This is a genomic window from Pusillimonas sp., assembly GCF_035515275.1.
GTDB lineage: Bacteria > Pseudomonadota > Gammaproteobacteria > Burkholderiales > Burkholderiaceae_B > Pusillimonas.
This window is the reverse complement of sequence record NZ_DATJBQ010000052.1, coordinates 29880-42336: the sequence shown is the minus strand read 5'-3', so window position 1 is coordinate 42336 and position 12457 is coordinate 29880. Positions and strand designations below refer to the sequence as shown.

Sequence of the window (12457 nt, the reverse complement as noted above, 5' to 3'; positions counted from 1 at the left end):
GGCTGGGCATGCAGAACGTGAACCTGCGCATTCGCGACCCCTCGCTGCAACTTGATGTGCGCGCCACGCTCGACTCACTGGCGCACGACCAAGAACAAGGTTACAGCGTGGCATGGAAAGCTGAGGGACACTACAACGAGGGGGCCATTTCGGGTACCGGCAAGGCCGGAGGGCTGCTGTCTTTGCAACAAGACAGCCCCGACGTCGATCAGCCATTTCCTCTTCAGGCCAACCTGAAACTCGGCGACACAAGCTTACAGCTGGAAGGAACCGTGGTGCGACCGACCCAACTGGCTGCGGTTGACATACAGCTGGAGCTAAAAGGCGCCACCCTGGCCGACCTCAACCCCCTTTTTGGCGTCGCCCTGCCCAACACCCCCCCCTACCACACCAAGGGCCATCTTAACGGACATTTGGCCGATGATCAGAACGTATGGCGCTACCAAGACTTCAGCGGCAAGGTCGGCTCAAGCGATCTTAGCGGGACGCTCGATTACCACGTCAGGGAGCCGCGCCCATTCCTGACCGGGTCGGTGCAGTCACAGCTGCTGCGTTTTAAGGATCTGGGGCCGCTGGTAGGCGTGGATAAGCGCGAAGAGGCCAAGGGAGAAGCCCCGAAGCAACCGGCAAACAAAGCGATTCCGGTAGACAAGATCAACACCTCCAGTTGGGGCCGCATGGATGCCGACATACGCTTCAAAGGCAAGCAGATCGTGCGCAGCGAAAACCTGCCCCTGGACAACGTGGAAACTCATGTCAGACTCGACAACAAGCTGCTCACGCTCAAGCCATTGAGTTTCGGCGTGGCCGGAGGTACGCTGCGCACAAACATTGAACTGAACGGAAGAGAAGCGCCCCTGCAAGCTCGTCTGGAAGCAACCGCCCGGGCATTACAGCTTCGCAAACTTTTACGCGGCGCCGAATCAATGCGGGCCAGCCTGGGCACGGTGAACGCCGAAGCATCGTTATCGAGCCGCGGCGAATCGTTCTCTCAGCTCCTGGGAAGCTCCAGCGGCGAACTCAAGGCCGTGGTCACCAAGGGAACAATCAGCCACTTTCTTCTGGAAGCGGCAGGCCTGAACATCGCCGACATGATCATCGTCAAGCTGTTCGGTGACGAGCAAATCGTACTGAACTGCCTGGCGGCTGATTTTGATGTCAAGAACGGACTGATGCACACCAAAGCGTTCAAACTCGACACCGAAGACGCCACGATCGACATTACCGGCAACATAAACCTTGCAAGCGAGAAGCTTGACCTGAACATCGACCCCGAGAACAAATCTTTGCGCATTTTCACGTTGCGTACGCCGTTGTACGTGCGCGGCACCTTCAAAGACCCCGATGTAGGGGTGCATGAAGGCCCCATCGCCGCCCGCGCAGGCGCGGCGGTGGCCCTGGGTGTCATTGCCACACCGCTGGCTGCCTTGATTCCCTTGTTGAATCTGGGCACGGACGACAGTAACGAGTGTGCGCCCCTGATGAAGAAGGTGAGCGGCGAAACCAAGGCGCCTGCGCCGGCCGCACCTACGCCGGCCGCACCTGAGCCGGCCAAAAGGCGCTGACCCCTTGCGCCTGCATCATCAGGCCGCGGAAACATTGCCCACCCTCCGTCGGCAGGTTCTTGCTTAACGACCGACCTGCGACAAATTCAACAGGCGAGCGCTTCGGTCGATCAAGATCGTCAGTAGAATCATCATGATCAGGTAGGTTCCGGCACGTTCGAAACGGAACCACTCAAAATTAAAGCTGAACTGGAAACCCAGGCCACCGACGCCGATCAGGCCCAGCACCACGGCCGCCCGTACATTACTTTCAAACTGAAAGAACGAATAAGTCATCCAGTCGCGCCAGGCCAGGGGCACGGCCACCATGGCGTACGTCGTGCGGCGCGAAGCCCCGCACGTGGGCTCAAACCGCCGCAAGGGCTGGTTATCGACCGCCTCGCCAAACACGCGCGTAAGCACCCCCACGGTATGCACGGCAATGGCCAGCATTCCGGCCACCAGGCCCGGCCCAAAGAATGCAATGAACAGAAACGCCCAGGTTACTTCGGGTACGCCACGCGCCACCATGGCCGTCGCCCTGCTTGTAACCAGCTGCAGCGTACGCCAGGCGCGTGTTGTGCGAGAGGCGGTTTCGCCGTTGAAGCGATCAGACAGTAACTGAAACGTGGCCGAATGCGAGTAAGTCAGCCATATCGCTGCCGCCACCCCCAGCACCGTGCCCACCACGGCAATGGCCAGGGGCACCGCGGCAGACTCCACCACACGCCAGACAAACCATTTGCGCAATTCATCGTGCCAGGCCGACCAGGCAGCCGGCCGCCAAAAACTTTCGGGACCGTACTGCGCGAAGGGTTCCACCACCTTGCCTTGGACGCGTCGCGCTGCAATCTTTTCCGGCGAGCCCAGGCCTATGGCCGGCAAATCAAGCTCGGGGGACAGCAAGCGCTGGAAGAAACGCAAGTTGCCCCAAGCCTGGCTGGTTAACAATTCGGCGGCGGGCGCCAGGTGGTTGCGCGGCACGCCGTTTTCTCCGGCGCGGTTGCCCCAACCCATGAACCACAACGACCAAATCAGCACGACCACCACAAAGCCCACGGCATACCAGGGACGCCTGGGCGGACGCGACGCAACGGCTTTATCATGAGAAATCTGCGGCTCGCCGGCCGACGCCCGGGTTGCGTCGCCACGCAGCATATTGCGCACATAATTACTGGCCAGATCAGCGGTCAGGGTAAGCAGCAAGGTAAAAATAATTAGGGTGCCCACTTTATCCCAGGCCCCAAAACGAATCTGATACCAGACTTCAGCCCCCAGGCCACCGCCGCCCACGGCACCAATGACCGCCGCATTGCGGATGGCGCACTCGGCGCGCATCAAGGTAAACGACAGCACATTGCGCGAGGCCAGCGGACGGATGCCATAGAAAAAGGTAGCCACCCGGCCACCGCCCAAACTGGCCACCTGGGCATAGCGGGACTCGTCCACACTGTCCCAGAGCTCGCTGTATACCTTGGCCAGTATGCCCGTGATGTTCAAGGCCAAAGCCAGCGCGCCGGTCAGTGGACCAAGCCCTATCATGGCTACCAAAATAATGGCCCACACAAAATCGGGCACTGCCCGCAAAATGTCCTGTACCAGACGGCAGCACGCGCACAGCAGGGCCCAGGGCGAGCGCAACGGGAAATGCCGCCAGGCGCCTTTCAAGACACGGCCGCGCTCTTCACCCACGCACACCGCCCGGCTGGCTCCCATGGCCAACGGCCAGGCCAGCACAATTGCGATCGTGGTGCCCAGCACCGCTGCCGACAAAGTCTGCAGTGTCAGATCCCATGAATGAAGCAAAAACTCGCGCGAAAGGTCAGGCGACAAAAATGCCGTCAGCCAAGCGCCTATGCGCGAGGCCGCTTGCGCCCTGCTTTGCGCATCGGTAAGCGCTGTCCAGTCCCAATCGACCGAAAAACAGGCGGCCAGCATTGCCAGCGCCAGGGCCAGCAAACTAATGAAACTGCCCAAGGGGCGATTGGTATGGCGCCCCTGGGGCGCGGGCCTAGAAAGAGCGGCGTTCATGCCGGCAAAGCCATCTCGTCCAGATGCAAAGCTCGATACTCCGCACCATAAAGTTCACGCAGCAAGTGCTGGCTGATGTCGGCAGGTGCGCCTTGCCAGAAGATACGCCCGGCTCGCAAGGCAATGACCCGATCAAAGTTGCCTTGCAACAAATCGAGCGTGTGCAGATTGATCATCAGCGTGACGTTCTCATGCACCGCCATGTCACACAGCAACCCGATAACTTCCTGGCCAAGCCGCAGATCCAGAGCGCTGACGGGCTCATCAGCCAGCACCAGCCTAGGCTGCTGCACGATAAGTCGCGCTACGGCAACGCGCTGTTGCTGTCCGCCGGAAAGCTCGTCGGGCAAGGCCCAAAGGCGGTCGGCCAACTCGACCCGAGCCAGAGCCTGGATTGCAAGATGAGCCTGCTGCGGCCAAAGCAACGACAGTAAGGCACGCGGCAAGGGCCAGTAGCCTAGACGGCCCATGAGCACATTGTGCACCACACGCAGCTGCGGAATGAGATTGTCTTGCTGGTGCAGAAAGCCGACCTCGCGGCGCAGCTGGGCCAGCCGCCTGCCCTCCAGCCGGGAAACGTCGTGCCCCAGTGTCTGAACATGGCCCTGTGCCGGCTTGACCAGGCCAGCCAACAGCCGAAACAGCGTGGTCTTGCCGGCCCCCGATGGGCCGATTACCGCCACACGCTCGCCGGCCTTGACCGACAATGCCACATCAGCAAGCACTGTCTTGTGCCCGTAAACGACTGCAGCACCATCGACCACGACAGGTGGCCGAAGCACCGGTTCAAAATCAGGCTCGTTCATAGTTGATCAGTTCGCCTTGAAAAGGTCGTCGCGCCGCCACGCGGCACAGGCGGCGACGCGTTGATTCAAGACATTAACCGCCGATATCAATGCCCGACTCAAGCAGGTCGACATAACCCTGCCATTCGGAAATATCGGCCTCGATGAATTTGCCCGCCTTGAGATACTTGAGCACCTGGGCACCGTCTTCGGTACTTGCATCCAAAGCCAGCAAGGCGGCAGTAAGCTTGCCCAGCAGCTCGGGACCAAGATCGGTTCGCGCCGTCAGTGCATAGTTGGTGTAAGGGGGCGTTTTGTAAATGATGGGAGCTTTTGCCTTCAGATCGTCCGCGGCCTTGTCCCAACTGGCGTAATTAAGCGCGCCGACATCATGCGTACCGTCGGCCACCATCTGCATGACGACATCGTGGCTTCCTGAATAAGCCACCGTACGAAAGACTTTTTCGGGGGTGGTTTTGGCCTGATCCATAAAGTACTTGCGCGGCATCATGTGGCCCGAAGTACTGCTTTTACTGCCAAAGGTAAAGGTCCAGGGTTTGTCTGCCGCCGCCTTTGCCAGCTCGGCCAGATCAGATACTGTGTTCAGGCCTGTAGAGGGGTTGGCGATAAAGTAGCTGACAAAGCCCTTGTCGATGTCACGACAGCCGAGAATGCTCAGATCGTCGCCCATCTGCATGCGGGCCTGAGCAGTGGTTACCGCCCCCAGCCACGCAATATGCGCGCGCCCCGTTGCCAAAGCGGTGACACTGGCCGCATAGTTTTCGACGTGCATGTACTCAACGGGAATACCCACCGCTTTGCCCAGATATCCGGCCAGAGCGCCGAAATTCTCGCGCATGCGATCTGCATCGCCGTCATCGGGAATGGCTGTAATGATCAGTTTTGAAGGGAGCTGCTGAGCGGCTGCAGGGCCGAAAGCAAAGGAAGAGGAAACAGACAGGGCAAGGGCAGAAAGACACAGCAGATACTTCCTGCGCACGGCAGAGAACGTATTCTTCATGGAAGAGCTCCAAGTATTGGTGTGCGGCAAAACAAGAGACCAGGCCCGAAGGGCCTGGAGCGGGGCTGAACCACCCCTTGAAGGAATGCGAGCCCATGCTAGCACTGCAAGCTGCAGCTGTCGAGCACGCCCGGCTTTTGGCAGCCTGCGTTACGTACGTGCTCCGTAGACCAACGGCTCGACCAAGCCGCATTTTTCTTTGGGTACCAAAAGAATGTCGCTCACCGCCTCTGCATCGGTGTACGCATCCCATCGGCACGGTACGCGCTGCTTGGTGCCGAACACCCGCAATAACGAACGTCGCAACAAGCCGAACGGCTGCTGTTTCCAGTAGGCTCGACTCGTGTTCCAGATCAAAGGGTAAAAGACGTAATCGCGCAGAAGGTCAGGCGTACGCCGTTCCTGCTCGAGCCAATCGCCCTTGACTTCCCACTCCATAAGTATAAGGGGGCGCTGGGCTGCAATCGTTTTCCGCAAACCCCGTATTACCGACTGCTCATGGCCCTCGACGTCGATTTTGATGAAATCGACCGACGGCAGTTGTTGAGCCCCAACGATGTCATCCCCAACGCGCAAACTGATCGTGTCTTCGACGTATTGAGTATCGGCCAGGTTTTCAAGCGAGAGGCTCGACGCACCCAAATTGCCCGAGGCTTCGACATACAAGGTTTGTGTCGTAGGCTGATCGGACAACCCCACGTTGAATGGGCTGACATGAGCCAGGTTGTTTGCCTTTACGTTCTGCTCGAGCATGGCAAACGCTTTGGTTCCGGGCTCAAACGCCAAAACTCGTGCCGCATGGCGGCTGAACATGAGCATGTGGTTGCCGACATTGGCGCCGACGTCAAGAATCACTTCAGGGCTCAGCCTTGCAAACAACCTTTCCAGCAGCAACAGTGTTTCAAGGTCGTAGATCTTGTTGCGCAATACCTTTTGGCCGATGAAGTCGTTCGGGTCGATCAGCATCTGCTGGCCATACCGGTTCTTGACCCACTGCGTGTCTGGCATGTTTTGCTTATTCAATGCAAGCCCCTGTTGCGACCTCACGGTGCAATACCCAAGGCACAATACCCAAGGTACAAACGAGTAGGGGCTTTCCTTTCGGAAAGCCCCTAAATTTTGGCGCGGCTGGCAGGATTCGAACCCACGACCCCTTGGTTCGTAGCCAAGTACTCTATCCAACTGAGCTACAGCCGCCAAAGAAGCGAAACTATAACACAGTTTTTTTTTGTTGTCATGCAAGCCTCTCACGTCAACACCGATTGATTACAATTTACGGCATGATCAAAGCATATTCTTGTGATTACTACTGGGTCGAAGCCCAGGTCACCGGCTACGAGGCTCAATGGCGAGAACGGGGTTTCGATGCCGTGGTGGCCATTGCCCGCGGTGGGCTGGCACCCGGCGTCATGGCGGCCACCGCACTAAGCCTGCCCCTGTATGCGCTTTCGTACGACCGCAAGACCCGTTGCGTTTCGTGGTTCACCCATCAAACCCCGCAACCGGGTGCCCGTATTTTGCTGGTCGAAGACATCGCCGGTCGCGGCACGACCTTATCGGACAGCATCGCCTTTGTTCGCAACCAGGGCTTTAAGGCGAAAGTCTTTACCCTGGCCTGGGACGACCAATCGCGCGTGGTGCCTGATTACGGCTTCAAGATGCCGCCCCGCTGCCGCGCATGGTTTCCGTGGGAACGCGAATCAATTACCGATGAATTTGACGCCACCGGAAACCTGCCCGACCGACCCGAGCACGAGTACGCCTCGTGGGCGATTGACCTGGACGGCATTTTGCTGCCCGATGTGCCCGAAGCGTTATACCTGCAAAATCTGGAAGCCGCGCTGCTCAAACGCGACACTCTGCTACCACACACTACCCTGCCCAATCGCGATCTGCGTGATCTGCCCATTGTTACCGGACGGCCTGAACAGGACCGTGCGCGCACTCAGGCCTGGCTGAACCGCCATGGCTTCAGCGGGCGCCTTATCATGCGTGACGAGTCGCGCCATACCGCCGCGCAAACGGCTGAGCACAAGGCTCAGGCGATCGTCGAGCAGCGATACACGCACTTTATTGAAAGCGATGCTGTTCAGGCGCTGGAAATAGCCAGCCGGGTAAAGGTTGCGCGCGTGTTGTGGTGGAATGGCTCGCGTGCCATGGCAGTTTATGCCCACGAAGCGCCCGAAATGGCTGCAGAGCCGGAGCGATAAGCCCACAATCGCCGCTCGATTTCCCCCGATTGAAAGACAGCGTCTAACTTATAATCGCCCAGCCCATATAAAGATAGGCCGCTGCTTTCAAGCTTTGCCAACGGCTTGCCGCTGTAGCCGGGCTGCCCGCCACAAATGGAGAACACCTGTGTCCCGCCTTGCCACCGCCACCTGCATCGAAGATTTGCGCCAAATGGCCAAGCGCCGCATACCCCGAATGTTTTACGACTACGTCGACTCGGGCTCATGGACACAAAGCACCTACCTTGGCAATGAAGACGACTTTCAACGCCTGAAGTTCAGGCAACGTGTCGCCATTGACATTCAATCCCGCAATTTGCGCAGCACCCTGATAGGCACCGACGTTGCCATGCCAGTCGCCCTGGCCCCCACCGGCCTGACCGGCATGCTCTGCGGCGACGGCGAGATCCTGGCCGCCCGGGCGGCTGCGCAATTCGGCGTTCCGTTCACTTTGTCCACCGTCAGCATCTGCTCGATCGAAGACGTAGCCGCCCATACAAGCCATCCGTTCTGGTTCCAGCTTTATGTCATGCGTGACCGCGATTTCATGCTGCGACTGATAGAACGGGCCAAGGCCGCGAACTGCTCGGCCCTGGTGCTGACGCTTGACCTGCAAGTAATGGGACAGCGCCACAAAGACATCAAAAATGGGCTTACCGCCCCCCCCAAGCCGACTTTGGCCAATCTGGCGAACCTGGCATTCAAGCCCCACTGGTGCTTGTCGATGTCCCGCACCCCCAGAAGAACGTTCGGCAACATTGTGGGCCACGCAAAAGGCGTCAGCGATGTGTCCTCGTTGGCGTCCTGGACAGCCGAGCAATTTGATCCTACGTTGTGCTGGGAGGATATTGAGTGGATAAAGCAGGCCTGGGGCGGAAAACTGGTGCTCAAAGGTATTATGGACGCCGACGATGCCAGGCATGCCGTAAACAGCGGCGTTGACGCGCTGATCGTTTCCAACCACGGAGGCCGTCAGCTCGACGGCGCCCCCTCTTCCATCGCCGCATTACCTCATATTGTGCAAGCGGTAGGCAACAACATAGAAGTGTGGCTCGACAGCGGCATACGTAGCGGGCAAGACGTTTTACGTGCCGTCGCACTGGGTGCGCGCGGCACCCTGATCGGGCGATCGTTTCTATATGGGCTTGCCGCCGGCGGACAGGCGGGTGTGACACGTGCACTAGAAATCATTGCCAAGGAACTGGACGTCAGCATGGCGTTCTGCGGGCGCACCGACATCGGCGGGGTAGACCGTTCCATACTGGTGAATCCTCAGATTTTCGACGATCTGACAAAAATTTGAGCGGTGAATTCCCGCCAAGCAATGAATCGTTTTTTTGTAAGATAACGGAGTCCTGTGTTGCGAATGCTGGGGTGGGAAAAAGTATCGGTCGATGTCTATCGCCGGCATTACGATGCATATGGCGGCAGCGTCATTACGCATCCGGACATTCTTGAATTTATTCACGCACGCAAAAAAATCGACCATGCCTACTATGTACGCAAAGGCGATAATGGGCGAGCAGCGGTATGTCGTTGGCGTCACTGGGTGGCGGGCGATTTTCAGGCGCTTAAAGAACTGGTGTCGCCCGATTACGATTTCGGCGAACCAGAGGTTATTGTGCCCATGGATGTAGCGGGCCCGCGACATCACCTGTGGTTGCGTGCCGAAACCCTGTCAGCCCGGTGCACCGCCGTTCTCAATCGAGCGCGTGTGCGCAAAGAAAAAAACTTCATCGCCCTTGCCAAGGGCTATGGGCCTGATGGAATGTCATCGAAGGCAAAATACAGCCGACGTCGCGAGCTTAAAACCTTTGCGAGCGCGGGCGGAATCATCCGGCCGGTCTCGGCGTTTTCTTCCGAAACCCTGGCCGACCTGTATGCGCATCTGTACCAGCTTCGGCGTGGCGAAACACTGGCCAGTCGGGACGGCCTCGTCGACTATCTATCTGCCCTGCGGGCTCATGTTTTTGGATCCGTGCTTTTCATCAAAGAACAGCCGTGCGCGTTCCAGTTGGTGTTAAGTGCCGAAAGCCCTGGCTGGGTTTCGTACGAATACATCAACAGCGGTACTGATCGCTCGTATGCCGAGTTCTCCCCGGGTAGTGTCCTGACCTGGGTCAACACCTGGGCGGCATGGGAGTATGCGGTACAACAAGGCAAGCAACTGCGCTATTCGTTCGGGAAAAATCGGGGGCAATACAAGCTGGCGTGGTGCACTGCCGAACCGACGTATCGGACACTGACGTTTTAGCGCGCGTTAACGATCTTGATTCAAGATCAATACCTTCGGGCGACGACCTGCCGGGAACATGCCGCTCATTTAATCGCTCAATGGCGCCGGGCGGCCGAACAAATAGCCCTGAAAGGCGGGGCAGTCGAGCGAACACAAGTATTCGAACTGCTCGGAGGTTTCCACCCCCTCGGCCACCACTTCCAGGCTCAGCGTCGAAGCCAATGTCAAAATGGCTTTGATGATTCCCTGGTCCTTTGGATTGTTCAGCAAGGTTCGCACAAACGATTGATCGATCTTTACCCGGCTGAGCGGCAGCTCTTTCAGGTAAACCAGCGAAGAGTAGCCGGTGCCGAAGTCGTCCAGCGCGATCTGTACCCCATGAGCCTTCAGCCGGTTCAGGTTGTCCACCAGCTTTTTGTCGATGGCTGTGAGCACGGCCGTTTCGGTGATCTCCAAGCACAGCCTGGACGGGTCGATGCCTGATCGCTCAATACAGTCCCACACCAGATCAAAAAAATTGGATTCGTCGAACTGCCGCGCGCTGATGTTGATGGCCAAGGTCCAGTTTTCAGTTTCCGGGTTGTTCTTCCACTGGGCCAATTGCACGCACGCAGTCTCCAGAACCCATTGCCCGATCGGAACAATCAGCCCTGTCACCTCGGCCAGCGGAACAAACACCGCCGGAGACACCATGCCGCGCACGGGGTGCTGCCAGCGCAGCAAGGCTTCCATGCCGATAACACGCTTTTCGTCGTCAACAATGGGTTGGTAGTGCAGACACCACTCTTGCCGCGCGATGGCCGTCCGTAGGTCAGCTTCCAGTGCCGCGCGCCTTTTGACCTCTTCCATCTGCGAGACATCGAAGAAAACCAGTCGATTTCCACCCTGTGCCTTGGCGCGATAAAGAGCCAGATCGGCTTGCTGAAGCAATTCTTCGTTGCTGATGACCGTACCGCTGAACGGCACGACGCCAAGGCTTGGGGTCGAAATAAAACCGTACTCGGCCAGGTCATCGCTTTCGTCCATTTTATAGGGCTTGCTTAACGCAACGATGATGTCGTTCGCCGCCTGGCCGGCGCGGTGCGCCGCCTGCCCACGATCAATACCCAGGTCATTCAGGATCACCAGGAACTCATCGCCTCCCATGCGAGCCACCGTATCATTGCCTACAACGCATTTAAGCAGGCGCCGTGCCGTTTTGGTCAGCAAAAGATCGCCCTTGCTATGACCATATAGGTCGTTGACCTGCTTGAACTCGTCCAGATCAATGGATAACAATGCGCAATACCCGCCGCTCAGCTCTGAGGCCGCCCGGCTTTGGTTGAGGCGTTCGTGCAGCAGCCGCCGGTTGGGCAGGTTCGTGAGCGGATCGTACAGGGCCAATTGCAGGGCCTGCTGCTCGACCTTCTTCAGGTGGGTAATGTCGGCGCGAATCGCCATGTACTTGCTGGGCCGGCCGTTGTCGCCAAAAAACGGCACGATGGTGCTGCGCACCCAATATAAGGAACCGTCCTTCGCCCTGTTGCAGATTTCGCCTTGCCAGACACGGCCGACCGAAATACTGCGCCATAGTTCGCGGAAAAATTCCGGGGGGTGGTAGCCCGAGTTGACGATTCGGTGAGTGCGCCCGCAGAGTTCTTCACGGCTGTATTGTGAGACGCTGCAAAACTTGTCGTTGACCGAGGTAATAACCCCTTTTGCATCGGTAAACGCAACAATGGCATGGGCATCAAGCCCCACGAGGTAATCCGAATACTCTCGATTCAGACGCTCAAGGTTTCTTTTATGGGTCAGGTCTTGAACGAGGATCAAAACACCCGAAGCGCTTTCCGAATCAATACGGTACGGGGTAACCGTAACCTCAATATAGCGACTGCCGCGCTTTGCGTCGACCGCATCGGTTTGATAGACCTGAGCGCTGCGTTGGGTGACGGCCGCCTCGAGTACGGCAGGAAACTCTCGCGCCCCCGGAAAGCCAATGTCTTCAAGCGTCAGGCCAAGCAGTTGCTCGCTCGGCCTGCCCAATGCCAATACCAGACGTTCATTCACATACTGCAGCCGCTGATCCATATCGACGCGTCCGGCCGCAGTAGGCAGTTGTTCCAGGACAGCATCGATCTGCTCGCCATTCTCTTTACAACATAAAACTGATGTCACCTGGCGGTACTCCTAGTGTTTCGTAAGCCAGCCTGTAAATTCCGCCCGCAATGGTTGCCGGTGCATCTGCTGTAGCAAGCAAAAAGCCTTGCACTGGTGCGTTGCAAGGCTTCTTAACTTTGGCGCAGATGGAGGGATTCGACTCGTCGCCAAAAATTTACTTATAAATTAATAGCTTATGAAAATGGCCTGTGCCCTTTGTGTATAAGCGTAGTGTGTAAATTCGTCACATTGCATCAGTATACTTTGAGCGTCATTGTTAGGCACCCTAGGGTTCGATCGCCTGGCGCCGTTTGAGCTGCTTTCTCTACTGCGCGGTCAGCCGCTGGCGACCAACCGGTAGTTGAACAATCGATGATGCAGCGGACTGCGCTCAATCGTGACCGGCTCGTCCACTACCGTAAAGTCGGCAACGCCAAGCTTGTAGGCGCCGCTCTAGCGTGCCGCGCGCG

Annotated in this window: 9 protein-coding genes and 1 tRNA gene; 4 read left to right on the top strand and 6 right to left on the bottom strand. The window is 57.9% G+C overall.

Features of this window, described 5'->3' with window-relative positions; translation table 11 throughout:
- Positions 1–1565, top strand: a 1565-nt coding sequence (locus tag VL003_RS03790; protein ID WP_325439725.1) for an AsmA family protein, incomplete at its 5' end; no start/stop codon positions are given.
- 63 nt (positions 1566–1628) lie between these two features.
- Here the strand turns inward: VL003_RS03790 and VL003_RS03785 are convergent.
- From VL003_RS03785 to VL003_RS03765, 5 genes are all read right to left on the bottom strand, one after another.
- On the bottom strand, positions 1629–3575 hold the full coding sequence (locus VL003_RS03785; RefSeq protein WP_325439724.1) for a PhnE/PtxC family ABC transporter permease: 1947 nt from the start codon (positions 3573–3575) through the stop codon (positions 1629–1631).
- Positions 3572–4381, bottom strand: coding sequence for a phosphonate ABC transporter ATP-binding protein (locus tag VL003_RS03780; protein ID WP_325439722.1), 810 nt, complete (start codon positions 4379–4381; stop codon positions 3572–3574). Before VL003_RS03780 ends, VL003_RS03785 begins: the two co-directional genes overlap by 4 nt.
- Before the next feature lie 73 nt (positions 4382–4454).
- On the bottom strand, positions 4455–5381 hold the full coding sequence (gene phnD, locus VL003_RS03775) for a phosphate/phosphite/phosphonate ABC transporter substrate-binding protein (protein WP_325439720.1): 927 nt from the start codon (positions 5379–5381) through the stop codon (positions 4455–4457).
- Positions 5382–5531: 150 nt separating this feature from the next.
- On the bottom strand, positions 5532–6389 hold the full coding sequence (locus VL003_RS03770) for an FkbM family methyltransferase (protein WP_325439718.1): 858 nt from the start codon (positions 6387–6389) through the stop codon (positions 5532–5534).
- 112 nt (positions 6390–6501) lie between these two features.
- A tRNA-Arg gene (locus VL003_RS03765) sits at positions 6502–6578 on the bottom strand.
- Between the two features lie 83 nt (positions 6579–6661).
- Between VL003_RS03765 and VL003_RS03760 the strand changes: the two genes are divergently transcribed.
- The 3 genes from VL003_RS03760 (at position 6662) to VL003_RS03750 (ending at position 9866) form a co-directional block, all read left to right on the top strand.
- Positions 6662–7591, top strand: coding sequence for a phosphoribosyltransferase family protein (locus VL003_RS03760; protein ID WP_325439716.1), 930 nt, complete (start codon positions 6662–6664; stop codon positions 7589–7591).
- A 148-nt stretch (positions 7592–7739) separates the two neighbouring features.
- Complete coding sequence (locus tag VL003_RS03755) at positions 7740–8915, top strand: alpha-hydroxy acid oxidase (RefSeq protein ID WP_325439714.1); 1176 nt, start codon at positions 7740–7742, stop codon at positions 8913–8915.
- Between the two features lie 63 nt (positions 8916–8978).
- Complete coding sequence (locus VL003_RS03750; RefSeq protein WP_325439727.1) at positions 8979–9866, top strand: GNAT family N-acetyltransferase; 888 nt, start codon at positions 8979–8981, stop codon at positions 9864–9866.
- 69 nt (positions 9867–9935) lie between these two features.
- Here VL003_RS03750 and VL003_RS03745 read toward each other — a convergent pair whose 3' ends face one another.
- Positions 9936–12005: a putative bifunctional diguanylate cyclase/phosphodiesterase gene (locus VL003_RS03745; protein ID WP_325439712.1), complete on the bottom strand. Its 2070-nt coding sequence runs from the start codon at positions 12003–12005 to the stop codon at positions 9936–9938.
- Positions 12006–12457: the final 452 nt, after the last annotated feature.